We start from the raw sequence: 25,386 nt of genomic DNA on the forward strand, positions 1-25,386 counted from the left end.
GATGAGCGACAAGGCCTTTCCCTTGAACGCCTGGTACGCCGCAGCCTGGGACCACGAGATCGGCCGGGCGCTGACGCCGCGGCGGATCTGCGACAAGGACGTGGTGCTCTACCGCCGCACCGACGGCATTGTCGCGGCCCTGGAGGATGCCTGCTGGCACCGGCTGCTGCCGCTGTCGCTGGGCCATCTCAAGGGCGACCAGGTGATGTGCGGCTATCACGGCCTCGTCTTCGATTCTGCCGGCCGCTGCACCTTCATGCCGGCGCAGGAGACCATCAACCCCTCGGCCTGCGTGCGCGCCTTCCCGGCGGTGGAGCGCTACCGCCTGATCTGGCTCTGGATGGGCGACCCGGCCTTGGCCGATCCCGACCTCGTGCCGGACTTCCACTGGAACAGCGACGCGCCGTGGGTCGGCGACGGCGGCACCTTCTATAGCCTGAAATGCGATTACCGGCTGGTCATCGACAACCTGATGGACCTGACCCACGAGACCTATGTGCATGCCGGCAGCATCGGCGACGACGCCATCACCCGCAGCCCGTTCGAGGTGACGCACACCGACCGGTGCGTGACGGTGGAGCGCTGGATGGAGAACATCGAGCCGCCGCCGTTCTGGGCCCGGAACCTGGGCAAGCCCGGCCACCATGTCGACCGCTGGCAGATCATCCGCTTCGAGGCGCCGACGGTGGTGGCGGGCGATGTCGGGGTGGCGATCGCCGGGACCGGGGCGCGGCAGGGCGACCGGAGCCAGGGCGTCAACGGCTTCTTCCTCGCGGCGATCACGCCGGAGACGGCCACGAGCTGCCACTATTTCTGGAACTTCGTGCGCAGCTTCCGCACCGACGACGAGGCGCTGACCGAGTCCCTCACCCTTGCCCACGTCAATGACGGCAAGGGCGTCTACGACCAGGATCACGACGTGCTGGAGGCCCAGCAACGGGCGATCGACCGGCAGCCGCGCCAGCCGTTCTACAACCTCAACATCGATGCCGGCGCCCTGTGGGCGCGCCGCCTGATCGACGGGATGATCGCCAAGGAAGCCCCGAGCGACGCCAAGACGGCCGAGACCAAGCCCGTCGGCGTGGCGGCCGAGTAGCGCGCCATGGCCCAGACCGACTGGCTCCCCGCGCGCCTGCGCGCCACCCGGGCGCTGACGCCCGACATCCGCCTCCTGGAGATCGAGCCATCCGTGCGCGGCGCGCCGGCCCCGCCCGGCAGCCATCTCGGGGTGGCGGTGATGATCGGCGAGCGGCCGGATACCCGCTCCTACTCGCTCCTCGATTCCGGGGCGGACGGGCTCTACCGCATCGCCGTGAAGCGCTTGGCCCACAGCCGCGGCGGCTCGGCCTACATGCACGGGCTGGAGGCGGGCGCTCGGCTGAGCATCTCGGGCCCGCGCAACCATTTCGGCCTCACCCTGGGCAAGCCTGGCTACCTGCTCGTCGCCGGCGGCATCGGCATCACCCCGCTCCACGCCATGGCGCTCGCCTTGCACCAGGCCGGCGCCCCGTTCCGCCTGCTCTACGCCGCCCGGACCCGGCAGGATCTGGCACTGGCCGACGCGTTGCAGGCACGGATCGGCGACCGGCTCGAAACCTTCACCGACGAGGATCACCGGCGGATCGACATGACCGCGGCGATCGCCGGCCTCGCGCCCGGGGCCGAGGCGTATGTCTGCGGGCCGTTCGGCATGATGGAGGCGGCCCGCCGGGTCTGGGCCGAGACCGGCCGCCCGGCGCAAGGCCTTCGCTTCGAGACCTTCGGCACCGGCGGCCGCCACGCCACCGAGGCGTTCACGGTCCGCATCCCGCGGCTGTCCAAGGAGATCGTCGTCCCCCGCAACCAGACCATGCTGGAGGCGCTGGAGGCGGCGGGCGTCGGCATGATCCACGATTGCCGGCGCGGCGAATGCGGCCTGTGCACGGTGACGATTCTCGCGGCCGACGGCACGGTCGACCACCGGGACGTGTTCTTCAGCGAGGCCCAGAAGGCGACGAACGCCCAGCTCTGCACCTGCGTGTCGCGGGTGGTGGGCGGCGGGATCACCATCGATACGGCGGACCGGGCGGGGTGAGGCAGGACAAGCCGGCTCGGTCATTCGATCCGGCCTGTCGAACACCATCCATCGTCATCCCGGGGCTTGCCGCAGTCGAGAGAACGAGATCCATCACCGCTGAAACCCAAGAATAACACGAGTCGCGTCCCGCCTCGTCTTGCGACGCCGGCGGTGATGGATCCCGGGTTCCGCTGCGCGGCCCCGGGACGACGCGAAGGATGCCGGCAAGCCTGGGCCTCATCGAAAAACGACAACCACAACTCTTGGGAGGAACGCCATGTCCACCACATCCGACCCCTCCCATCCTCGCGCATCAATCCGCCAGGGCGCCATGACCTCGTTCCAGATCGCCGCCGTCGCGGTCTGCGTGCTGATCTGCGCCCTCGACGGGTTCGACGTGCTGGTCGTCGCCTTCACGGCCGCCTCGATCGCCAAGGATTTCGCCCTGAAGCCGACCGATCTCGGGCTCCTGTTCAGCGCCGGCCTCGCCGGGATGGGGCTCGGCGCCCTGCTGATCGCGCCGTTGAGCGACAGGTTCGGCCGGCGCACCACGGTGCTCGTCTGCCTCGCCATCCTGTGCGTCGGGATGCTGGCGGCCGCCGCGACCCGAACCCTCGCCGAGCTCGCCCTGGTGCGGCTGTTCACCGGGCTCGGCATCGGCGGGGGGCTCGCCACCGTCAACATCGTGGTGGCCGAATACGCCACCGACCGCTGGCGCAACCTGTCGATCTCGCTGATGTCGCTGGGCTATCCGATCGGCGCGACGTTGGGCGGGGCGTTCTCGGTCTACCTGATCGCAGCTTACGGCTGGCGCGCGGTCTACGTCTTCGGCGGCCTCGTGGCGCTCGCGCTGGTGCCGGCGGTGCTGGCTGCCCTGCCGGAATCCCTCGACTACCTCATCGCCCGCCGCCCGGCCGGCGCGCTGCCCAAGGTCAACGGGGTGCTGGCCCGCCTCGGGCGCCCGGCGCTCGAAGCCCTGCCGGCGCCGTCGCGGGCGGAGGCCGAGACCGGCGCCAGCCTCTCGGCCATCGCGCGCCCGCCCTACCGCACCCGGACGCTCGCCGCCTGCGCGGCGTATTTCTGCGTGATGACGACCTGCTACTTCTTCCTGAGCTGGACCCCGAAGGTGCTGACCGAGCTGGGCCTCGGCGTCAGCGGCGGCATCTCGGGGGCGATGCTGATGAATCTCGGCGGCGCCGCCGGCTGCCTGGTGTTCGGGTTCGTCGCCCGCCGGGCCGGGACACGCAAGCTCGCCGCCGCCTTCATGGCCGGGCTCTTCGTCGCCGCCACCGCCTTCGGGCACGTGCCGGCGACGCCCGCGGCGCTGCTGGCCGCCACCCTCGCCATCGGCTTCTGCCTCTACGGCTCGATCAACGCGATGTACGCGGCGGTGCCGCCGGTCTTCCCGGCCCCGGTGCGCACCACCGGCACCGGGCTGGCCATGAGCGTCGGCCGCCTCGGCGCCGTCACCGGCCCAGGTCTCGCCGGGATGCTGATGGCGGCGGGCTGGGAGCGGCCGGATTACTGCGTGGCGCTGGCCCTGCCGATGCTCGTGGCGGCTCTCTGCCTGCGCTGGGTCGCGGCGCGGGAGCCGGCGGAACCGGCGCGCGTGGTGCCGGGCATCGTGTCGGCGGCGCGGAGCTGACGGGCTACCGCAGCCCCGCCGACCGCTCTCCCACCGCCCAGTCCAGCGCCTGCTCCAGCCGGTCGTTGCCCCAGAACAGTTCCCCGTCCTCGGTGAGGAAGCTCGGGGCGCCGAACAGGCCGCGGGACTTCGCCTCCTCGCCGATCGAGCGCAGGCGGTTCTTCACCGGTTCCTGGGTCGAGGCGCGGATGAGCGCCGGACCGTCGAGGCCGAGGCCGTTGAGGAGGGCGGAGATCGCCGCGGGCTCGGCGATCGAGAGTCCTTGCGCGAACTCCGCCGCGTAGACTGCCCGCACATAGGCGCCGATCCACGGCTCCTCGGCGCCGTGGACCGCGACCCGGGTCGCCGCCAGGCTGTTCTGCGGGAAGCTCGCCGGCCGCACCACCGGCGGCAGGCCGAGGCGGGCGGCCTCCCGGGCGAGGTCGCGCCACATGTGGCGGCCCTTGGCCGGGTAGAGGTTGAAGGGCGAGGAGGTCCACCCTTGAGCGGCGAAGACCGGCCCGAGCAGGAACGGCCGCCAGCGCACCGCGACGCCGGCCGCGTCGGCCAGCGCCTCGATCCGCGATGCGGCGAGGTACGAATAGGTGGAGGCGAACTCGAACCAGAATTCGAGCGTGGGCCGGCGCGGCATCGCACCCCTCTCTATCGGACTGATGTGGCACCTTCGCGTCCGCGCGCTCCCCCCACAAGCGCCGCACCGGGCGTCGCATCGCCACGGGCGGAGGATGGAACTTTGGCAGCGCGGTTGCACGGGGCCGGGGCAGGCTGTTAAGCCCCCGCGCATTCGTTCGGTTCCCACTCCATTCGAGGCCCGCCCCGCATGTCCGACCAGCCCCAGAAGCGCGTGAAGAAGGTCGTGCTCGCCTACTCGGGCGGCCTCGACACCTCGATCATCCTCAAGTGGCTCCAGACCACCTACGGCTGCGAGGTGGTGACGTTCACCGCCGATCTGGGCCAGGGCGAGGAGCTGGAGCCGGCCCGCGCCAAGGCCGAGCTGCTCGGCATCAAGCCGGAGAACATCTTCATCGAGGACCTGCGCGAGGAATTCGTTCGCGACTACGTCTTCCCGATGTTCCGGGCGAACGCCCAGTACGAGGGCGTCTATCTCCTCGGCACCTCGATCGCCCGGCCCCTGATCGCCAAGAAGCAGATCGAGATCGCCGAGAGGGTCGGGGCCGACGCGGTGTCCCACGGCGCCACCGGCAAGGGCAACGACCAGGTCCGGTTCGAGCTCGGCTACTACGCGCTGAAGCCCGACGTCACGGTGATCGCCCCCTGGCGCGAGTGGGATTTCCGCTCCCGCGAGTCGCTCCTGGCCTTCGCCGAGCAGCACCAGATTCCGATCTCCAAGGACAAGCGCGGCGAGGCGCCGTTCTCGGTCGACGCCAACCTCCTGCACGCCTCCTCGGAGGGCAAGGTGCTGGAGGATCCCGCCGAGGTGGTGCCCGACTACGTCTACTCGCGCACCCTGTCGCCCGAGGAGGCGCCCGACACGCCGACCCTGATCACCATCGGCTTCGAGCGCGGCGACGCGGTCTCGATCGACGGCGAGCGCCTGTCGCCGGCGACCCTGCTCGCCAAGCTCAACGAGCTGGGACGGGCCAACGGCATCGGCCGCCTGGACCTGGTCGAGAACCGCTTCGTCGGCATGAAGAGCCGCGGCATGTACGAGACCCCCGGCGGCACCATCCTGCTGCCGGCCCACCGGGCGATCGAATCGATCACCCTCGACCGCGGCGCGGCCCATCTCAAGGACGAGCTGATGCCGCGCTACGCCGAGCTGATCTATAACGGCTTCTGGTTCTCGCCGGAGCGCGAGATGCTTCAGGCCCTGATCGACAAGAGCCAGGAGATGGTCACCGGCACGGTGCGGCTGAAGCTCTACAAGGGCGGTGTCCACGTCATCGGCCGCGAGAGCCCGAACTCCCTCTACGACCAGGACCTCGTCACCTTCGAGGAGGGCGCCGTGGCCTACGACCACCGCGACGCGGCGGGCTTCATCAAGCTCAACGCCCTGCGCCTGCGCACGCTCGGCCAGCGCAAGCGCAAGCTGGGCGCCTAAGACAAAAAAGCCCGCTCCGTCGCCGGAGCGGGCCTCGCGACCAGATGGCGGCCGGCCTCGAGGCCGGCCGCGCGAGGCGTTGCGCCTACGCCTCGTCCTCGTCGTCGATGTCGACCAGGAACAGGATGTCGACGTCGTCCTCCTCGTCCTCGTCGTCGGTCCCGCCCTGGCTGTCATTGGCGGCCTTGGGCTCGTCCTCGTCCTCGAAATCCTCCTCGTCCATCGAGTCCTCGAAGGTCTCGACCTCGTCCTCGGTGGCGGGGCGCAGCTTCAGCGACTCGGCCTTGCCCGACCACAGCGGCCGGCCGTCGCTCTTCATGGTGCGCAGGTCGTCCTGAAAGCCCTCGACCTCGAGAAGCTCCCGGGCCCGTTCCTCGTTCGACCGGATGATGGCGACGGGCGTGCCGTCGATCTCGAGAGTGAACATCGTGCTTCCCTTGTAAGGGCCGCGCCGCAAAGGGCGGGCGGGGCCGGTGTTACGGGGGGAAAGGCCGCCGCGCCAGTCCCGTTCCGGGCGGCCGGACGGGAAAGTCGCGTGGGCCCGAGATGGTTCGCCGGCTCACGCGGAACTTCGCGGGCGCGCGCCTACCGCAGGCCGAGCAGCGCGTCGTCGTTGGCGACGATCAGGATGCGCAGGTCGGCGTCCGGCACGTAGTTCGTCGCCTCCCACACGAAGGTGGTGGGCCCCGTCTTGCGCACGCCCGTGCGGCAGACGCTCACGAGCGCCGCCGGGCTGCCCTTGTCCACCGTCAGGATGAAGCGGCCGATGCGGCCGGCCCAGTTGCGCGCGGTCGTCACGATGTAGGGCACCTCGACCGCCCGGGTCAGGCCCTGCCCCTTCATGGGGGAGGCGGCGATCAGGCGCCGCACCCCGGCGAGGCCGGCCGCGTCGAGGCAGTAGCGGGCCCGGTAGGCGGGCGTGGCCGCTTCCTCGGCCGAGAGCAGGTGGTTGCCCTTCACGGGGGCATAGGCGTGGGAGACGCGAAGCTCGCGGCCCGCCGGAAAGGTCTGCTCCCAGTGGAACTTGGCCTCGCTGCGCCACAGGGACTCGGCATCGGCCGAGGGCTCGGACAGGAGGCCGGCTCGTCCCAGTTCCTGCAACGCCGCCGGCGAGAGGCGCTTGAGCGCCGCCTCCAGGTCGCCGCGCCGGAGCGGGTTGAGGGGCAGGCCGTGGCGGGTGAGCAGGCCGGTCACCTCGTTGGTGCCGAGATAGGCCCGCTCCTCCAGCTGCGGCGTCACCGGCGCCCCGTCCACCGTCACCGTGAAGCCGACGAAGTTCGCCCGGTCCCCGAAGGGCAGGCTGAGCGCGCTGCCCGAGAGTTGCGCCCCGTCGATCGCCGGCAGCGGGAAGGCGATCCGCAGGGTCTTTGCCGCCGCCGAGCCGTTGCGGAAGACGTAATCGACCGCGATGCGGTCGAGACCGATGCGCAGGTCCTCGCTGACGAGCGCGATGTCCGGGTCGCGGACCAGCACCAGGCCGCCGGCATCGAGGGCGGCGGCGCTGTCGTTGGCGCGGGCTGGCGCGCACAGGGAGAGCGCCAGGACGCACGCGGCCAAGACCGACCGAACCCCGCTGCCTGTCATCGCCGTCCCCCCGCCGTTGGCACGGCCCCGCTTACGGCAGACCGAGTGACGTCCGCAATCGAAGCACCAAGACTTTTGCAGGTCTCACCCTGTCACAGGAAAAGCGCGCTTCCCCGCTCCCGTGTGGGAGAAGGGAAGCGCGCTTTACTCTCGAAATCCTGCTTCAACCGTCGTCACGGCCGCACGCACTGGCTCAACCCCCCGATTCCCGCCGTCCGCCCCTGGATGCGACCGGCGAGCGCCCGCAGCGCCCGGGTCGGCCGGCGCGGGTTGCGGGCGATCGGGTTCGGCAGGGAGGCTACCAGCAGGGCCGCCTCGCCCCTGGTGAGATCGCGGGCGGACTTGCCGAACCAGTGCCGGGCCGCCGCCTCGGCGCCGAAAATCCCCTCCCCCCACTCGGCGACGTTGAGATAGATCTCCATCGTCCGGCGCTTGCCCCAGACCAGGTCGACCAACAGCGCCAGCGGGATCTCGAGCGCTTTTCGCAGGTAGGAGCGGCCCGGCCACAGGAACACGTTCTTCACCGTCTGCATCGTCACCGTCGAGGCGCCGCGGCTCGGGCCGTCCTCGTCGTCGACCACGCTCCACAGGGCGTCCCAGTCGACGCCGTGATGCAGGCACAGCCGCTGGTCCTCGGAGGCGACGACGCCGGCGACCAGGGCCGGGGATATGGATTCCAGCGGCACGACCTCGCGGGTCACCGGCTGGAGCGTGGCCCAGCGGCCGAGCATCAGGGTTGAGGGCGGGGTCAGCGCGCGATAGACGAGCGCCAGGACCAGGACGAGGGCGACCACCATGACGGGCACCAGGAGCACGGCGCGCAAGACCCGCCGCCCGCGGGCCCGGACCGGCGGCGCGCTCGCCGGGACCAAGCCCCGCAGCGGCTGCGGCATGCCTCCCTGGCTGTCCGCCGTGACGCGCGGCTCCTGAATTCGATCCTCCTCTCGGCGTGCCCGTCGGCGAGGCCACCATGACGTCAACGCGGGCCCCGCAGGATACGACGCCGGGCCGTCCCCAGGAAAATACGATGGCCGGCACCACAGGATACCCGCAGGCAGGCGATTTCACGGCGCGGCTCTCGGCCGTGGCCAAGACCGTCGAAGGCTTCCTCGCCGAGCGTCTCGGCGACGCGGTGCAGGCCGGCGAGATCGCCCGGCCGTCCCGGCTGATGGAGGCGATGCGCCACGCCGTGCTCAACGGCGGCAAGCGCCTGCGTCCGTTCCTCGCCATCGAGACCGCCCGGATGCTCGGCGGCCCGTTCGAGGGCGCGATGGCGGCCGGCGCCGGCGTCGAGCTGGTGCATTGCTACTCGCTCGTCCACGACGACCTGCCGGCGATGGACGACGACGACCTGCGCCGCGGCCAGCCGACCGTGCACAAGAAGTACGACGAGGCCACCGCGATCCTGGTCGGCGACGCCCTCCAGACCCTCGCCTTCGAGATCGTCGCCGATCCGGCCTGGCAGGCCGACCCGCTGATCCGCTCCGAGCTGGTGCTCGGTCTCGCCCGGGCGTCCGGCCTCGGCGGCATGGTCGGCGGCCAGCTCCTCGATCTCGGGGCGGAGGGGCGCTTCGGCCCGTCCAACCTCGACGTCGACGCGACGCTCCAGCTTCAGGCGATGAAGACCGGCGCGATCCTGGCCTTCTCGGTCGACGCCGGCGCCCTCGTGGGCGGCGCCTCTCCGGACGAGCGCCGCGCGCTCCTCGCTTACGGCCGGGCGCTGGGCCAGGCCTTCCAGGTCGCCGACGACATCCTCGACCGCGAGGCCTCCTCGGAGGCGATGGGCAAGCGCACCGGCAAGGACAAGGATGCCGGCAAGGCGACCCTCGTCGATCGCCTCGGCCTCGACGGCGCCCGCGCCGAGTGCGAGCGCCTGGTGGCCGAGTGCGAGAACGCCCTCAAGCCCTGGGGCGCGGCCGCCGCCACCCTGTGCGAGGCCGCCCGCTTCACCGTCGCGCGCAAGTCGTAACCCGTCCAATCCCGGTGGGGGGATGCGCCCTCCGCCCATCCGCCCGTGAATCGAAGAAGGTCACGCCATGGCCACGTACAAGATCCTGCTCCTGCCCGGCGACGGCATCGGCCCGGAGGTGGCCCGGGAAGTCTCCAAGGTGCTGGCCTGGTTCACCCGCGCCGGTATCGCCCAGTTCGAGACCGAGACCGACCTCGTCGGCGGTGCCGCCATCGACGCCCACGGCGTGCCGCTCTCGGAAGCCGCGATGGACCGCGCCAAGGCCGCCGACGCGGTCTTGTTCGGCGCCGTCGGCGGGCCGAAATGGGCCGGCGTCTCTTATGCCAAGCGCCCTGAGGCGGGTCTGCTCCGCCTGCGCAAGGATCTCGGCCTGTTCGCCAATCTCCGCCCGGCGATCTGCTACCCGGCGCTGGCCGATGCGTCCGCGCTCAAGCGCGAGCTGGTCGAGGGCCTCGACATCGTCATCGTGCGCGAGCTCACCGGCGGCGTGTATTTCGGCGAGCCGAAGGAGATCGTGACCCTGGAGGACGGCCAGAAGCGCGCCGTCGACACGCAAGTGTACACGACCGGCGAGATCGAGCGGATCGCCGCGGTCGCCTTCGACCTCGCCCGCAAGCGCCGCAACAAGGTCGCCTCGGCCGAGAAGCACAACGTGATGAAGACCGGCGTCTTGTGGAAGGAGACCGTCACCCGCCTCCACGCCGAGCAGTACTCGGATGTCGGGCTGGAGCACGTGCTGGCGGACAATTGCGCCATGCAGCTGGTGCGCAACCCCAAGCAGTACGACGTGCTGGTCACCGACAACCTGTTCGGCGACATCCTGTCGGACGTGGCGGCGATGCTGACCGGCTCGCTCGGGATGCTGCCCTCGGCCTCCCTCGGCGCGGTCGAGAACGGCACGCGGCGCGCCCTCTACGAGCCGGTCCACGGTTCGGCCCCGGACATCGCCGGCCAGAACCTCGCCAACCCGATCGCCATGATCGGCTCGCTGGCGATGGCCCTGCGCTACTCCTTCGGCCTCGTCGAGGCGGCCGACCAGCTCGAGAGCGCCATCACCCGCACGCTGGCCGCCGGCACCCGCACCCGCGACATCGCCGCGCCGGGTACCAACGCGGTCGGCACCGCCGAGATGGGCGACGCCATCCTGCGCGAGCTGCAGGCCGGGGCGAACTGAGCAGGACGGCCTGAGGCCGGGGAGACCAACCATGCGCCTGTGCGTGTTCTGCGGCTCCAGCGACGGGGCCCGCCCGCTCTACCGCGAGGCGGCGACCGCGCTCGGGCGCCACTTCGCCGACAGCGGCATCGAGCTCGTCTATGGCGGCGGCAAGGTCGGGCTGATGGGGGCCGTCGCGGATGGCGCGCTCAGTGCCGGCGGCCGGGTCACCGGCATCATCCCCCAGTCCCTCGTCGAGAAGGAGACCGCGCATCTCGGCCTGACGGAGCTTCGCGTCGTCGCCTCGATGCACGAGCGCAAGGCCCTGATGGCCGACCTCGCCGACGGGTTCGTGGCTCTGCCGGGGGGCCTCGGCACCTTCGAGGAGATGTTCGAGGTCTGGACCTGGGCCCAGCTCGGCTACCACAGGAAGCCGCTCGCGGTGTTCAACGCCGGCGGCTTCTTCGACGGGTTGCTCGGCTTTCTCGATTCGGTGGTGGCCGAAGGCTTCGTGCGCGAGCCGCATCGGGCCATGCTGATCGTCGGCACCGAGCCGGCGGACCTCGTGGCCCGCATCCGGGCCTATGAGCCGCCGCGGGTGATCAAGTGGGTGAAGGCGGAGGAGCGGTAGGGGGTCTGCCCCCGTCCCGGACGATCGTCGCGTCAGCGGACGGTGACCCGAGAACGGGTGTCGCCCCGTCCTCCGACGCGGAACGAGCCTTCAAACGGAAACGGGCCCCTCTCGGGGCCCGTCGCACAGCCGGCCGGTGCGGTTCGCTCAGTACCCGTAGCGGGCCCGCGACAGCGGCGAGGTCGGGTCGAGATAGTCGATCGCCGACAGATCCACCGTGACCGCGCTGCGCCGGGCGCCGATGAACGGGCCGTTGGTGATCGGGTCGGGCAGGACGCCGGCGCCGCCCCAGCGCTCGCGCTGGCCGATATAGGGCGGCGAGTTCAGGTAGGACGCGGTGATGAAGTGCGGGTTGGTGGCCGGGTTGCTCACCGCGCCCGAATTGGCCTCCACGACGTTGCCGGCATCGAGCCAGCTGCGCGGGCGCACGCGGATCGCGAGGCCCTGGCCGTCCCGGGTGCTGCGGATGACGTAGCTGTCCTGCGCCTGCGAGGCAGCGGTGCCGGCGCCCAGGGCCGCGAGGGAGAGAAGCCCGGTCAGGGCGAGAGTCTGGAAGCGCATGACGCACCTTTGATGAACGTCGCCAGGGTAGCGCCGCACTCGTTAAGAAACGACGCCGTTGTGGAAAGAGACGTGCGAGCGCGGCCGAGGTTCCACATCACGGCGAAGCTGGTCGCGAATGCCGCACTCTCGCCGCATTCTTTCGAACCGGCCTGCGGGGCGCCGGCACGGCCGCGGTGGTCGCCGGCTCCTCCGGCGGACAGGCTGCCGCCCGCGGCTGGGCCAGCATCGCGGCGACGACCGGGGACAGCGGAGCCCCCGGCAGGGGGCTGAGGCGGTCGACCGTGCAGGCCACGGCCTGCGGCTCGGGCAATTGTCCGAGCGGCGCACAGAGCCAGCCTTCGAGCCGCAAGGCAGCCAAGGAGGCATTGAGGCGGAATGCCGTGCAGGCGCGGCGGCTCTCCGCATCGACGAGGGTCGCGTCGACGGTGTCGAGCGCGCCGAACCGCGTCGCGAGCTGCCCGCGCTCCCCGGTGCGCACCACCGCGAGGCCGCCGGCCTCCGCGGCCCGGCGGGCCAGGGTGACGAACAGGCTCCCCTCCCCGTCCGGCTCGGACGTCTCGACGGCGACGAGGTGCAGGAACGGCGCCTCCTGCACCGCGAAGGCGCCGGCGGTCAGCGTGTCTTCCCGCAGGCCCGGTTGCATCCGGGCGCTGCCGGTCGCGTCGCCGAGGCGGTAGCGGTCGGCGGCGGCCTCGCTCCACAGGGGAGCCGCCACCGCGGGGGCGGCGTAGCGCGGCACGAAGGCGGCCTCGTCGGCGAGCGGCGGGTCGGCGAGGCGCCGCTCGCTCGCGAGCACGCTGAGCAGCGCGATAACCGCCGCGGCGGCGATCGTCCGCCCGGCGGCGCGCCCGCGCCAGGACCGGCGCGGGACCGCGCGGGGCAGCGGCCGCGGCAGGAGCGGCTCGACCGGGCCGATCTCCCGGGCGAGCGCGTCAGCCGCCCGCGCCAGGGCGGCGGCGTCGAAGTCCGGCCTGTGCCGCACGGGGTCGCTCCTCCGGTCGCGCATGGATGGCGCTTCCAGAGTCGCATCGCATTTTAGCGATTTCGTTGATCCGTCCCAGCTTGTCCTCAGGCGGGCCGAGTCAGGGTGAAGAAAGCCCTAACGAGTGACGGGACGCAGAATCTGTTGCCGGCGACCGACCCCGGCCCTTGACAGACAGACCCGTTCGGGCTGTTGCTTCCCGCGCTCGCGCACCCCATCTCGGGTGTCGCCTTTTCCGAGGACTGACCGCGCCATGCGGCCTGCGTCGACCACGACGAAACGCAAAGCCACGACGGCGATCACCGCCGCCGGCTGAAGCCTCGCGTCGTCCTCGGATCCCTCCCCGTCCGTGGCGGACGGAGGCCGGGCTCCACGAGCCCGCCTGAGATCGTCCGGGGAGGAGTTAGTCCGAACTGGAGCGATTGAGATGGGTTACAAGGTTGCCGTCGTCGGAGCCACCGGCAATGTGGGCCGCGAGATGCTCGACATCCTGGCCGAGCGCGCCTTCCCGGCCGATACGGTGGTGGCGCTCGCCTCCCGCCGCAGCCTCGGGCAAGAGGTGTCCTTCGGCGACAAGACCCTGAAGGTCCAGGCCCTCGACCAGTACGACTTCTCCGACACCGACATCTGCCTGATGTCGGCCGGCGGCGAGACCTCGAAGGAGTGGTCGCCCCGCATCGGCCAGCAGGGCTGCGTCGTCATCGATAACTCGTCGGCCTTCCGCTACGATTCCGACGTGCCGCTGATCGTGCCGGAGGTGAATGCCGACGCCGTCGTGGGCTTCACCAAGAAGAACATCATCGCCAACCCGAACTGCTCGACCGCGCAGCTCGTCGTGGCCCTGAAGCCCCTGCACGAGGCCGCCACCATCAAGCGCGTCGTCGTCGCGACCTACCAGTCGGTCTCCGGCGCCGGCAAGGACGCGATGGACGAGCTGTTCAACCAGACCCGCGCGGTGTTCACCGCCGGCGAGGTCAAGGTCCAGAAGTTCCCCAAGCGCATCGCCTTCAACGTCATCCCGCACATCGACGTCTTCATGGAGGACGGGTCCACCAAGGAAGAGTGGAAGATGGTGGCCGAGACCAAGAAGATGCTCGACCCCAAGATCAAGCTGACGGCGACCTGCGTGCGCGTGCCGGTGTTCATCGGCCACTCGGAGGCGGTGAACGTCGAGTTCGAGCGCCCGCTCTCGGCCGAGGAGGCGACTCAGATCCTGCGCTCGGCGCCCGGCATCCTGGTCGACGACAAGCGCGAGCCCGGCGGCTACATCACCCCGCACGAGGCGGCGGGCGAGGACGCGACCTACATCTCGCGCATCCGCGAGGACATCACGGTCGAGAACGGCCTGTCGTTCTGGTGCGTGTCGGACAACCTGCGCAAGGGCGCGGCGCTGAACACGGTCCAGATCGCCGAGGTCCTGGTCAACCGCAAGCTGATCCAGCCGAAGCAGAAGGCGGCGTAAGCGTCGGCGCTGTGCAACGGGATCGAATCCGTTAAGATCGCGAGATCTGTCCGGCCCGCCTCCCTCGGAGGCGGGCCGTCTTTCGTCAAAGCGGAGATTGACGTCCATGGCCCCCACCATCCTGTCCGTCCGCGACGACACCCTGGCGGTGCTGGAGCGCCTCGGCGTCCCGGCCTCGGCCTCGGCCTTTGCGGAGGGTGGCGGAGAAACCGGATTGCCGGCGCGCTCGCCGATCGACGGCGGGGTGGTAACGGGCCTGCGCCAGACCACGGCCGACGAGGCCGAGGCGACGCTGGCTAGGGCGCATCAGGCCTTCCTCGCCTGGCGCCGGGTGCCGGGCCCGCGCCGGGGCGAGCTGGTGCGGCTGCTGGCTGAGGAGCTGCGCGCGCACAAGGACGATCTCGGCCGGCTGGTGACGCTCGAGGCCGGCAAGATCCTCTCGGAAGGCCTCGGCGAGGTCCAGGAGATGATCGACATCTGCGATTTCGCCGTCGGCCTGTCGCGGCAATTGCACGGGCTCACCATCGCCACCGAGCGGCCGGACCATCGGATGATGGAGGTGTGGCATCCGCTTGGGCTTTGCGGCGTCATCACGGCGTTCAATTTCCCCGTGGCGGTGTGGTCGTGGAACGCGGCGCTCGCCCTCGTCTGCGGCGATTCCGTCATCTGGAAGCCCTCCGAGAAGACGCCGCTCACCGCGCTCGCCGTCCATGCGCTCGCCACCAAGGCGGTGAAGCGCTTCGGTGCGGACGCGCCGGACGGCCTGCTCGGGCTCCTCATCGGCGGCCGGGAACTCGGCGAGCGGCTGGTCGAGGACGAGCGCGTCGCACTCGTCTCCGCCACCGGCTCGACCGCGATGGGCCGGCAGGTGGCGCCGAAGCTCGCCGCCCGCTTCGCCCGGGCGATCCTGGAGCTCGGCGGCAACAACGCCGCGATCGTGGCGCCTTCCGCCGATCTCGACCTCGCCTTGCGCGCCATCGCCTTCGCGGCGATGGGCACCGCCGGCCAGCGCTGCACCACCCTGCGGCGGCTGTTCGTGCATGACAGCGTCTACGACGCGCTCGTGCCGCGGCTGAAGGCAGCCTACGGCTCAGTGCGGATCGGCGATCCGCGGGATCCCGCCACCCTGATCGGCCCGCTGATCGACGGCACGGCGGCCGACGGCATGGCCCGCGCCCTCGACGAGGCGCGGGCGATCGGCGGCACCGTGCATGGCGGCGAGCGCCTGCGCGACATCCGCGGCGAGGCGGCGGCCTATGTCCGCCCGGCCCTCGTCGAGATGCCCGAGCAGGCCGGCCCGATGCGCCGCGAGACCTTCGCGCCGATCCTCTACGTGACCCGCTACACCGAGCTGGAGGAGGCGATCGCGCAGCAGAACGCGGTGGCGGCCGGCCTCTCCTCCTCGATCTTCACCCGGGACCTGTCCGAGGCCGAGACCTTCCTGTCGGCGTCCGGCTCCGATTGCGGCATCGCCAACGTCAATATCGGGCCCTCGGGCGCCGAGATCGGCGGGGCCTTCGGCGGCGAGAAGGAGACCGGCGGCGGGCGCGAGGCGGGCTCGGATTCCTGGAAGGCCTATATGCGCCGGGCCACCAACACCATCAATTACGGCAAGACCCTGCCGCTGGCGCAGGGCGTGACGTTCGAGGTGTGAGTGGAGTTAGCCTTCCCTCGATGGGACTGATACCATCGCGCTTTCGCATCGACGTGTCGATGCGAAAGCGTCCGGCGCATCAGCGCCGGCGCCCATTCGAAGGCGCGGCGGTATAACGCCCACCATATCGTCCCGGGCCCGCGCAGCCGAACCCGGGATCCATGAAAGCTGACGCTCTCGAAGACGTCGAAACGCCGTCAGCCCTGTCCTGCATCATCAGCGGCTAGCGATCCCGGGTTCTCGCCTTTCGGCGAGCTCCGGGAGACCGCGGGAGCGAGGCGCGCGGACCATCTTTGCGTCTCGTCACGCCGCGCTTGACGGTCTCGCGATCCTACGCCGCCGGCATCGCCCGCTCGATCACCCGGGCGAACAGCGATACGCCGTAGGGCGCCGCCTCGTCGTTGAAGTCGTAGGCCGGGTGGTGCAGGCCGGCGCCGGGGCCGGTGCCGAGGAAGATGTAGGCGCCGGGCCGGGCGTTCAGCATGTAGGAGAAATCCTCCGCGCCCATCATCGGCTGGACCGCGCGCTCCACCGCGCCCTCGCCCGAGACCTCGGCGGCGACATCGGCCATGAAGCTCGCCCGTCCCGGATCGTTGGCGGTCACCGGGTAGCCACGGCCGTAATCGGCGGTCGCGGTGGCGCCGAAGGCGGCGGCGACGTTCGAGGCCACCTGCGCGATGCGCGCCTCGCACAGGTCGCGGACGCTCTCGGACAGGGTGCGCACCGTGCCGTTGAGGATCGCGAATTCCGGGATGACGTTGAAGGCGTCGCCGGCCTTGACCTGCGTGATCGAGATCACCGCCGACTGCACCGGGTCGACGGTGCGGGAGGCGATCGATTGCAGGGCGGTGACGATGTGGGAGGCGACCAGCACCGGATCGATGCAATCGTGGGGGGCCGCCGCGTGGCCGCCCTTGCCGGTGACCGTGATGGTGATCCGGTCGGCCGCCGCCATGATCGCGCCGGGGCGGATCGCGAAGCTGCCGAGGGGAAGGCCCGGCTTGTTGTGCAGGCCGTAAACCTCCTGGATGCCGAAGCGCTCCATCAGGCCGTCCTTCAGCATCACGTCGGCACCGCCGCCGCCCTCCTCCGCCGGCTGGAAGATGACGATCGCCGTGCCGTCGAAGTTGCGGGTCTCGGCCAGGTACTTGGCCGCACCCAGCAGCATCGCCGTGTGGCCGTCATGGCCGCAGGCGTGCATCTTGCCCGGCACGGTGGAGCGGTGCGGCACGCCGCTCGTCTCCTCGATCGGCAGGGCGTCCATGTCGGCCCGCAGGCCGATCACCTTGCCCGAGCCGGTATCGCGGCCGCGGATGACGCCGACGACGCCGGTCTTGCCGAGACCCGTCACCACCTCGTCGCAGCCGAAGGCCCGCAGCCGCTCGGCCACCAGGCCGGAGGTGCGGTCGAGGGCGAACAGCAGCTCGGGATGCTGGTGGAAGTCGCGGCGCCAGGCGGTGATCTCGTCGGCGAGGGCGGCGACGCGGTTGATGACGGGCATGTGACAATACGCTCATATCGGGGCGGGAACGGACGCGCAGGATGCAACAGGCAGACCGTCGCGCGGTCAACTCCCTCGCACGGCTCGCGAATGTCGCGGGCCCGGCGCCGGGCGCATGGCCCGGGGCCGGTTGGCCCGGGACTTGTTAGGGTTGCATGATCGATCCCGACCCTTCCGTCGTCTGGCGGGAAGGACGGGGATGATGCATCATTTTTCATCATTCCGGCGTCGCCTGTGGCGCCGGAAGGCTCTAGTAAGAGCTTGATTCCCCCGCGGAGTGTGCCTGTCGATGTCGCCTGTGAAGTTTCGTCCGCTGCTGGCCTGCCTCGCCGCCGCCACCGCCCTCGCGGCGGGCTTGAGCGCCGCGCCGGCCTCGGCCGCCAACACCTTCCGGTTCGCTTTCCAGGGCGACCTCAAGTCCCTCGACCCGTACACCCTGAAAGAGACGTTCACGATCGCCGCGCACGGCGCGGTCTACGAGTCGCTCGTCACCCGCGACAAGGACCTGAAGCTGGTCCCCGGCCTCGCCGAGTCCTGGGAGACCCCGGAGCCGACCCGCTACCGCTTCCGCTTACGCAAGAACGTCAAGTTCCACGACGGCACGCCGTTCACCGCCGACGACGTGATCTTCTCCGCCGAGCGCGTGCGCGCGCCGGGCTCGAACTTCCAGACCAACGTCCCGGCCGACGCCACCTTCGTGAAGGTGGACGACCACACCGTCGACATGGTGCTGAAGAACCCGAACCCGATCGCCCTGTACCAGTTCGGCGGCTGGTACATCATGTCGAAGGCCTGGGCCGAGAAGCACGACGCCCTGAAGCCCACCCCGGTCTCGGCCTCGACCCCGAGCTACGCGGCGCTCCACGAGAACGGCACCGGCCCGTTCACCATCACCGAGCACCAGCCCGGCGTGCGCACGGTGTTCAAGAAGTTCGACGGCTACTGGGGCAAGGTCGAGTCGAACATCGACGAGGCGATCTTCACCACGATCGGCAACGACGCCACCCGCGTCGCCGCGCTCCTCTCGGGCGAGGTCGACTGGGTCGATCCGGTGCCGCTCCAGGACCAGAGCCGCGTCAGCTCGAGCGCCAACGCCGTGGTGGTGAACGCGCCCGAGCTGCGCACGATCTATCTCGGCATGGACCAGACCAGCGACGAGCTGCGCGGCTCCAACGTCAAGGGCAAGAACCCGTTCAAGGACGTGCGGGTGCGCGAGGCGTTCTTCCGCGCCATCGACGAGGACGCCATCGTCAAGCGCGTCATGCGCGGCCAGGCCACCCCGGCGGCCCTGCTGATCGCCCCGCCGCTCTTCCCGCTGGCCGGCGAGTTCAAGCGCCCGGCCTACGACCCGAACAAGGCCAAGGCGCTGCTCGCCGAAGCCGGCTACCCCAACGGCTTCGAGGTGCCGCTCGACTGCCCGAACGACCGCTACGTCAACGACGAGGCGATCTGCCAGGCCATCACCTCGATGCTCGCCCGCGTCGGCGTCAAGGTGAACCTGATCGCCCAGCCCAAGGCGAAGTACTTCGCCAAGATCCTCAAGCCCGCCTACGATACGTCGTTCTACCTGCTCGGGTGGACGCCGTCGTCGATGGACTCGCACAACATCCTGTACGAGATCACCGGCTGCCGCAACGACAAGTCCTCGCCGCGCGGCACCACCAACCTCGGGAATTACTGCAACCCCAAGGTGGATGCGCTCGCCGACAAGATCGAGCGCGAGACCGACCAGGAGGCCCGCAACCTGATGATCAAGCAGGCCTACGACATCGTGATGGCCGATTGGGGCTACATCCCGCTCCACCAGCAGGCGCTGGCCTGGGGCGTGTCGAAGAAGGTCAAGCTGGTGCCCCGCGCCGACAACCAGATGATGCTGTACTGGGTGTCGAAGGAGCAATAAGGCGCTCCAACACTCCTGGGTGACCGGGCTCGATCCCATCCCGCGCGGGTAGGATCGAGCCCTCACTGCTTTCCAGACGAAGAACCGGGTCCGGGACACGGCCTCGGACCACACCAACACAAGAAAAACCCCATGCTCGCCTTCATTCTCCGCCGCCTGCTGCAATCCGTCGGGGTGCTGCTGGCGGTCGGGCTGATCGCCTTCGCGATGTTCCGCTTCGCCGGCGATCCGGTGAACCAGCTCGTCGCCCCGGACACGCCCTATGCCGAGCGGCTGCAGATCCGCCAGAGCCTCGGCCTCGACGATCCGGTGCTGGTGCAGTTCGCCCGCTACGCCGGCAACGCGGTGCGCGGCCAGTTCGGCAACTCGTACCAGTTTCGCCAGCCGGTCTCGACGCTGCTCGCCGAGCGCATGCCCGCGACGCTCGAACTCGCGCTCTGCGCCACCCTGTTCGCGCTCACCGCCGGCATCCTGATGGGGGTGTACTCGGCGCTCCACCGCCACAGCGCGGCGGCGAAGCTCCTGCAAGCCATCTCGCTCATCGGCGTCTCGCTGCCGACCTTCCTGATCGGCATCCTGCTGATCTTCCTGTTCTCGGTGACGCTCGGCTGGCTGCCCTCGTATGGCCGCGGCGACACGGTGCGGATCGGCTGGTGGACCACCGGCTTCCTGACCGTGTCAGGCTGGAAGGCCCTGATCCTGCCCTCGATCACGCTGGGGCTGTTCCAGATGACGCTGATCATGCGCCTCGTCCGGGCCGAGATGCTGGAGGTGCTGCGCACCGACTACATCCGCTTCGCGCGGGCGCGGGGCCTCACCACCCGGTCGATCCATTTCGGCCACGCGCTCAAGAACACGCTGGTCCCGGTCATCACGGTCGCGGGCCTCCAGCTCGGCTCGATCATCGCCTTCTCGATCATCACCGAGACGGTGTTCCAGTGGCCCGGCATGGGCCTGCTCTTCGTGCAGGCGGTGCAGAACGTCGACGTGCCGATCATGGCCGCCTACCTGCTGCTCGTCGCCCTTATCTTCGTGTCGATCAACCTCGCGGTCGATCTTCTCTACACCATCGTCGACCCGCGCCTGCGCCTCTCGGTGCGGCGGGCGGCGTGAGGATTGTTTTGTAACATGGCCTCCTCCGCTCCCGCGCCGGCCCTGGTGGTCGAGGCGCCGCCCTCGCGCCTCGCGCGCTTCCTCGATTCCGACCTGTTCGCCAATTTCCGGCGCTCCAAGCTCGCGATCGCCGCCTTCGCGGCGACGGTGCTGTTCATCGCGCTGGCGCTGCTCGCCCCCCTCATCTCGCCGCAGAACCCCTACGACCCGGCGCAGCTCGAGCTGATGAACGCCAACCTGCCGCCGCTCTGGTACGCCGACGGCCAGGCGCCGTTCCTGATCGGCACCGACGACCAGGGCCGCGACGTGCTGTCGGCGGTCTTCTACGGCATGCGCCTGTCGCTCCTCGTCGGGGTGCTCGGCGTGCTGCTCTCCGGCTTCATCGGCATCGGCCTCGGGCTGATCGCGGGCTATGCCGGCGGATGGGTCGACACGGTCATCATGCGCGTCGCCGACGTGCAGCTGACCTTCCCGGCGATCCTGATCGCCCTCATCGTCGACGGCGTCGCGAAGGCGGTGGCCGGCGGCCACATGGAGGCGAACGCGCAGATCGCCCTGATCGTGGTGGCGATCGGCCTGTCGTTCTGGGTCCAGTACGCCCGCACCGTGCGCGGCTCGGTGCTGGTCGAGAAGAACAAGGACTACGTCCAGGCCGGCCGGCTCATCGGCCTCTCGGCGCCGGTGATCCTCACCCGCCACATCCTGCCGAACGTCACCGGCCCGGTCTTCGTCATCGCCACCATCAACCTCGCGCTCGCCATCATCACCGAGGCGACGCTCTCCTTCCTCGGCACCGGCCTGCCGGAGACGATGCCGTCGCTGGGCACCCTGATCCGCACCGGCAACCGCTTCCTGTTCTCCGGCGAGTGGTGGATCGTCGCCTTCCCGGGCCTGGCGCTCGCCGGCCTGGTGCTCGCGATCAACCTGCTCGGCGACTGGCTGCGCGACGCCCTGAACCCCAAGCTGCAGTAATTCCCATGACCCAACCCGTCCTCTCGGTGCGCGACCTGCGGGTCGAGTTCGCCACCCGCCGCGGCGTGCTGACCGCGCTCGACGGCGTCTCCTTCGAGATCAACCGCGGCGAGGTGCTCGGCGTCGTCGGCGAGTCCGGCGCCGGCAAGTCGGTGACCGGCTCGGCGGTGATCGGCCTGATCGACCCGCCCGGCCGCATCGCCGGCGGCGAGATCCGCCTCAACGGCGAGCGCATCGACAACCTGTCGCCGGAGGCGATGCGCAAGGTGCGCGGCCGGCGCATCGGCATGATCTTCCAGGACCCGCTGACCAGCCTCAACCCGCTCTACCGGGTCGGCCGGCAGATCGAGGAGACGATCCGCACCCACACCGACCTTTCGGCGAAAGCCGCCCGCCAGCGGGCGATCGATCTCCTGGCCGAGGTGGGCATCCCGGCGCCGGAGCGGCGCATCGACGGCTTCCCGCACGAATTCTCGGGCGGCATGCGGCAGCGCGTGGTCATCGCGCTGGCGCTGGCCGCCGAGCCGGAGCTGATCATCGCCGACGAGCCGACCACGGCGCTCGACGTTTCGGTCCAGGCCCAGATCATCACGCTGCTGAAGCGCCTCGGGCGCGACCACGGCACCGCCGTGATGCTGATCACCCACGACATGGGGGTGATCGCCGAGGCCGCCGACCGGGTGGCGGTGATGTATGCCGGCCGCGTGGCCGAGATCGGCCCGGTGGCGGCGCTCGTGGGCGATCCGCTCCACCCTTACGCCAAGGGCCTGATGGGGGCGATTCCCTCGCTGTCGCACGAGGCCGAGCGGCTGGCCCAGATCCCCGGCGCGATGCCGCGGCTCTCGGCGATCCCGCCCGGCTGCGCCTTCAACCCGCGCTGCCCCAACGTCTTTTCCCGCTGCACGGTCGACCGGCCCGAGCCCCTGACGGTCGGCTCGCACCGGGTCGCCTGCCACCTCTACGACGCGTCCGGACAGGCCGCCGCATGAAGCCCCACATCTCCTTGAAGCCCGTGATGTCTCCCCAGCCCGACTACGTGCAGGTCCGCGACCTGCGCCGCCTGTTCGACGTCTCCCGCCCCTGGCTCAACCGGGTGATCGAGCGCCAGCCGCGCCAATACCTGCGCGCCGTCGACCACGTCTCGTTCTCGGTCGCCAAGGGCGAGACGCTGGCGATCGTCGGCGAATCCGGCTCCGGCAAGTCGACGGTCGCCCGCATGGTGGTCGGCCTGATGCCGCCCTCCGACGGCGAGGTGACGATTGCCGGCATCTCGATGACCGACCCGCGCCAGGCCGCCGAGCGGCGGCAGCTGCGCCGGCGCATCCAGATGATCTTCCAGGACCCCTACGCCTCGATGAACCCGCGCTGGCGGGTCGACCGGATCGTCTCCGAGCCGATCCGCGCCTTCGGGCTCCTCACCGGCGAGCGCGAGATCCAGGCCCGGGTCGGCGAGCTGCTGACCCTGGTCGGCCTGCACCCGGACGACGGCAAGCGCTACCCCCACGCCTTCTCGGGCGGCCAGCGCCAGCGCATCGCCATCGCGCGGGCGCTCGCCTCCGAGGCCGAGTTCCTGGTCGCCGACGAGCCGACCTCGGCCCTCGACGTCTCGGTCCAGGCCCAGATCCTGAACCTGATGCGCGACCTGCAGGACCGGCTCGGCCTGACCTACCTGTTCATCAGCCACAACCTCGCCGTGGTGCGCCACATGGCGAACCGCATCGGCGTGATGTATCTCGGCCGCATCGTCGAGATCGGCGGCGGCCGCGAGCTCTTCACCGCCCCGAAGCACCCCTACACCCGCATGCTCCTCGATGCGGTTCCGGACCTTGCGCATGTCGGACGGCAGCGCGTGCCGGTGCAGGGCGAGATCCCCAACCCGATCAACCCGCCGTCAGGGTGCACGTTTCACCCGCGCTGCCCGTTCGCGAATGAGCGGTGCAAGGCGGAAGTGCCGGTGTTCCGGGATGGGGTGGCGTGTCATGCGGTGGAGGAAGGGCGGTTGATGCCGGGGGGTGTGGCGGCGGTGGCGTAAAGCTTCAACCAAAAGAGCCGCACTGAGTTAGGGCACAAATAGTTTATAGAATTACTTGTGCCCTAGTCGAAATCAATTTTGTATGTCCGGTTAATATATTATACCGCCGCGCCTTCGAACAGATCCGTTTGAAGACGTAAGGTAAGCCCGGATGGACGTCGGTGCTGATGCGCCGGACGCCTTGGCATGGACGTGTCGATGCAAAGGCGTGAGGAATTTATATAACAAATTATTGATGTGACGACTGCTTTATTGCACGGACTGTATTTTCAGCAAATCTACGCTCTTCAACCGAAAGATCGCTGAGTATTGTTGTTGCGCACTTCAACGGCTCTCCCGACGCCGTAGGAAACGGGAATGAACTCCATTGAAGGCGATCAATGAATCTTTTTAGAGGAGGAGGATTTTCGAGCATCGCCTCAAAAGTTTCTTCGGCTTCACGTTGGCTTGAATAAATATCTTCTGAAATCGGATAGAGCCCTTCATTTGCAACTTTGATTGCATTCCCATAATACGAACCCGAGCCAAGATAAAGACTGAGAAATTTTTCATCTGTAATACGGCATCCACCAATCATCAAAGACGTGCCGAATCCCTGATTGACCACCACAAGTGGTACAATTTTCATATTCTCCATCTTTGATCGGTCAACCCCAAGCAAAGACGCAATGTAATGCTTATTGCTTTTTACAGCCGAAGCCTTATTTAAGGCTTGACCGGCGGCTTTTTCCAGTTTTTTCAAATGATTAAACTTCTCTCTTGGATCTGAAGGAAATAAAAAACATTTTACTTCACCAACTATCAGTAGAGAGCCTAATCTAATGAGCAAGTCTATTTCCTCAGGAAAATTTTTACTTTTTTTGATTGCAAAATTCACCATAGAGTAATCATTAAGTAGAATGTTGCCTTGCAGTTTCGCGAGCATTTTTTTCCTAAGGCCAGCCTCATAGCTTTCCCCTCGAGAATGAGCGGCTAGACTGTCGGAGAGGCCACCCTTCTCCATCCATATTTCAGCACTCCGTATCATATTAGCACCTTTTAAAATAGCGCCTGCCAAGCATACTTCCTGACGACCCGGAATTTGTACAATTGGCGCGCCCCATAGGCCTTTATAAACACCCGGAGCCCACGTAAGAAATTCGACTACACACTCCGATACCTGCTTAGTACACTCAAGAGCATCAATCAAAACTGAAACAAGATCGGACCTTCGAAGAACACAAGCCCACCCCCTAACATCATTCACATTATCAAATTCTCTACCAGCGACATCTCCCAGCAAAAACTGTACGGCATCCGCAATTATATACCAAGCCCGCAAAAGTATTTCGCAACTCAGTTCAGGATTTTTAGGAAAACGTTGATCAAGGAAATCGCCTAAATAGGACGCTTCGAGATTTGCTCTAGACATTGCATAATGCGGTACTTTATCGAGCGCGCGAGGGCGATCAACAATAAGTCGTGAACTTTTCCCACGCTGTCGCTCAAGACGCACAACTGTTCGGCGAAGGCTAAGTTTCCGCCGAACCTCGCGTGGAAAATTTCTCCAAATATCTTCTTCAAGAAAATATTGTTCGGCTGAATTCGAGCGAGCACGAATCAACCAAGCATGAAACATAGTAGCTAGTTTAGGATCTTCTGGCATCCATAGCATTTTACCTTTTGCACCGTCAATGTGCCATGCCTCCCAAAGAGCTTGCTGCCATAAATTGTGTAAACCTCTCTGAACAGAATAATAAGCGACTGCACGCCTCGCTATATCAATCAACGAAAAGCCATCATGTCGCTTGTTGTGGCTTGCGATTTCTTTCGCAGCGTCAAAAAGCCAACCTTCGATAAGATCGCCCGCAGCATCAATGACATCCTCAAGAGCAAGAGATTGTCCGGTTTCGTGAAAATTAATCGGGCGACTAGCCAGTTCGTCCGTCGAAGGAATAAATCCTGGATCCTTTCTCGAAGCACGGCGCATACTTTTTATTTGCCTTCGCAACGCGACGTCGGCCTGCCTGTTGAGTGACGCAACCGCTAATATTGTCGAAGAGGCTGGCCCAAGCACACAAGGGTCGAGCGAGAGCCTTGAGACACGAAGCCGCGCGCTCTGGCTAG

22 protein-coding genes are annotated in these 25,386 nt (G+C 68.3%); 14 read left to right on the top strand and 8 right to left on the bottom strand.

The window, feature by feature from the left end; translation table 11 throughout:
• Position 1: 1 nt before the first annotated feature.
• From DA075_RS24625 to DA075_RS24635, 3 genes are all read left to right on the top strand, one after another.
• Positions 2-1,096, top strand: coding sequence for an aromatic ring-hydroxylating dioxygenase subunit alpha (locus tag DA075_RS24625; protein ID WP_099955462.1), 1,095 nt, complete (start codon positions 2-4; stop codon positions 1,094-1,096).
• 6 nt (positions 1,097-1,102) lie between these two features.
• Positions 1,103-2,074 (top strand): PDR/VanB family oxidoreductase, encoded by a 972-nt coding sequence (locus DA075_RS24630; RefSeq protein ID WP_099955463.1) that lies wholly within the window; start codon positions 1,103-1,105, stop codon positions 2,072-2,074.
• A 259-nt stretch (positions 2,075-2,333) separates the two neighbouring features.
• On the top strand, positions 2,334-3,701 hold the full coding sequence (locus DA075_RS24635; protein WP_099955464.1) for an MFS transporter: 1,368 nt from the start codon (positions 2,334-2,336) through the stop codon (positions 3,699-3,701).
• 4 nt (positions 3,702-3,705) lie between these two features.
• On the opposite strand, the gene DA075_RS24640 is transcribed toward DA075_RS24635, so the two are convergent.
• Positions 3,706-4,332, bottom strand: a complete 627-nt coding sequence (locus DA075_RS24640) for a 2-hydroxychromene-2-carboxylate isomerase (protein WP_099955465.1) — start codon at positions 4,330-4,332, stop codon at positions 3,706-3,708.
• A gap of 189 nt (positions 4,333-4,521) precedes the next feature.
• Between DA075_RS24640 and DA075_RS24645 the strand changes: the two genes are divergently transcribed.
• On the top strand, positions 4,522-5,763 hold the full coding sequence (locus DA075_RS24645; RefSeq protein WP_099955466.1) for an argininosuccinate synthase: 1,242 nt from the start codon (positions 4,522-4,524) through the stop codon (positions 5,761-5,763).
• A gap of 85 nt (positions 5,764-5,848) precedes the next feature.
• On the opposite strand, the gene DA075_RS24650 is transcribed toward DA075_RS24645, so the two are convergent.
• From DA075_RS24650 to mtgA, 3 genes are all read right to left on the bottom strand, one after another.
• Positions 5,849-6,190 carry a hypothetical protein gene (locus DA075_RS24650; RefSeq protein ID WP_099955467.1) on the bottom strand — a complete coding sequence of 114 codons (342 nt, stop codon included), beginning with the start codon at positions 6,188-6,190 and terminating at the stop codon, positions 5,849-5,851.
• A gap of 158 nt (positions 6,191-6,348) precedes the next feature.
• A complete protein-coding gene (locus DA075_RS24655; RefSeq protein WP_244936318.1) occupies positions 6,349-7,320 on the bottom strand; it encodes a DUF4424 domain-containing protein in 972 nt (323 codons plus the stop codon).
• Between the two features lie 200 nt (positions 7,321-7,520).
• The gene (gene mtgA / locus DA075_RS24660; protein ID WP_099955469.1) at positions 7,521-8,240 is read right to left on the bottom strand and encodes a monofunctional biosynthetic peptidoglycan transglycosylase; all 720 of its coding nucleotides are present in this window, start codon (positions 8,238-8,240) and stop codon (positions 7,521-7,523) included.
• A gap of 134 nt (positions 8,241-8,374) precedes the next feature.
• Between mtgA and DA075_RS24665 the strand changes: the two genes are divergently transcribed.
• The 3 genes from DA075_RS24665 (at position 8,375) to DA075_RS24675 (ending at position 11,100) form a co-directional block, all read left to right on the top strand.
• Positions 8,375-9,316, top strand: coding sequence for a polyprenyl synthetase family protein (locus tag DA075_RS24665; protein ID WP_099955470.1), 942 nt, complete (start codon positions 8,375-8,377; stop codon positions 9,314-9,316).
• Positions 9,317-9,383: 67 nt separating this feature from the next.
• A complete protein-coding gene (gene leuB, locus DA075_RS24670) occupies positions 9,384-10,490 on the top strand; it encodes a 3-isopropylmalate dehydrogenase (protein WP_099955471.1) in 1,107 nt (368 codons plus the stop codon).
• A 31-nt stretch (positions 10,491-10,521) separates the two neighbouring features.
• A complete protein-coding gene (locus DA075_RS24675; protein WP_099955472.1) occupies positions 10,522-11,100 on the top strand; it encodes an LOG family protein in 579 nt (192 codons plus the stop codon).
• 147 nt (positions 11,101-11,247) lie between these two features.
• Here the strand turns inward: DA075_RS24675 and DA075_RS24680 are convergent, their stop codons facing one another.
• Complete coding sequence (locus DA075_RS24680) at positions 11,248-11,661, bottom strand: hypothetical protein (protein ID WP_099955473.1); 414 nt, start codon at positions 11,659-11,661, stop codon at positions 11,248-11,250.
• Positions 11,662-11,758: 97 nt separating this feature from the next.
• Positions 11,759-12,646, bottom strand: a complete 888-nt coding sequence (locus tag DA075_RS24685) for a hypothetical protein (RefSeq protein ID WP_099955474.1) — start codon at positions 12,644-12,646, stop codon at positions 11,759-11,761.
• Positions 12,647-13,073: 427 nt separating this feature from the next.
• Here DA075_RS24685 and DA075_RS24690 point away from each other — a divergent pair, with 427 nt between their 5' ends.
• Positions 13,074-14,108 (top strand): aspartate-semialdehyde dehydrogenase, encoded by a 1,035-nt coding sequence (locus tag DA075_RS24690; RefSeq protein ID WP_099955475.1) that lies wholly within the window; start codon positions 13,074-13,076, stop codon positions 14,106-14,108.
• A 106-nt stretch (positions 14,109-14,214) separates the two neighbouring features.
• A complete protein-coding gene (amaB, locus tag DA075_RS24695; RefSeq protein WP_099955476.1) occupies positions 14,215-15,762 on the top strand; it encodes an L-piperidine-6-carboxylate dehydrogenase in 1,548 nt (515 codons plus the stop codon).
• 331 nt (positions 15,763-16,093) lie between these two features.
• Here the strand turns inward: amaB and DA075_RS24700 are convergent, their stop codons facing one another.
• Positions 16,094-17,263, bottom strand: coding sequence for a M20 aminoacylase family protein (locus DA075_RS24700; RefSeq protein ID WP_099955477.1), 1,170 nt, complete (start codon positions 17,261-17,263; stop codon positions 16,094-16,096).
• Between the two features lie 289 nt (positions 17,264-17,552).
• Between DA075_RS24700 and DA075_RS24705 the strand changes: the two genes are divergently transcribed.
• The 5 genes from DA075_RS24705 to DA075_RS24725 all read left to right on the top strand — a co-directional run bounded on the left by DA075_RS24705 (position 17,553) and on the right by DA075_RS24725 (position 23,280).
• Positions 17,553-19,163, top strand: a complete 1,611-nt coding sequence (locus DA075_RS24705; protein WP_099955478.1) for an ABC transporter substrate-binding protein — start codon at positions 17,553-17,555, stop codon at positions 19,161-19,163.
• A gap of 132 nt (positions 19,164-19,295) precedes the next feature.
• A complete protein-coding gene (locus DA075_RS24710; RefSeq protein ID WP_099955479.1) occupies positions 19,296-20,276 on the top strand; it encodes an ABC transporter permease in 981 nt (326 codons plus the stop codon).
• Positions 20,277-20,291: 15 nt separating this feature from the next.
• Complete coding sequence (locus tag DA075_RS24715; protein ID WP_099955480.1) at positions 20,292-21,248, top strand: ABC transporter permease; 957 nt, start codon at positions 20,292-20,294, stop codon at positions 21,246-21,248.
• Positions 21,249-21,253: 5 nt separating this feature from the next.
• On the top strand, positions 21,254-22,237 hold the full coding sequence (locus tag DA075_RS24720; protein ID WP_099955481.1) for an ABC transporter ATP-binding protein: 984 nt from the start codon (positions 21,254-21,256) through the stop codon (positions 22,235-22,237).
• Complete coding sequence (locus DA075_RS24725; RefSeq protein WP_420813077.1) at positions 22,234-23,280, top strand: ABC transporter ATP-binding protein; 1,047 nt, start codon at positions 22,234-22,236, stop codon at positions 23,278-23,280. The genes DA075_RS24720 and DA075_RS24725 overlap by 4 nt, the downstream gene beginning before the upstream one ends.
• Positions 23,281-23,509: 229 nt before the next feature.
• Here DA075_RS24725 and DA075_RS36095 read toward each other — a convergent pair whose 3' ends face one another.
• Positions 23,510-25,249: a hypothetical protein gene (locus DA075_RS36095; protein ID WP_123834418.1), complete on the bottom strand. Its 1,740-nt coding sequence runs from the start codon at positions 25,247-25,249 to the stop codon at positions 23,510-23,512.
• Positions 25,250-25,386 lie beyond the last annotated feature (137 nt).

The sequence above is a fragment of the Methylobacterium currus genome (assembly GCF_003058325.1).
In the GTDB taxonomy this organism is placed as follows: Bacteria; Pseudomonadota; Alphaproteobacteria; order Rhizobiales; family Beijerinckiaceae; genus Methylobacterium; species Methylobacterium currus.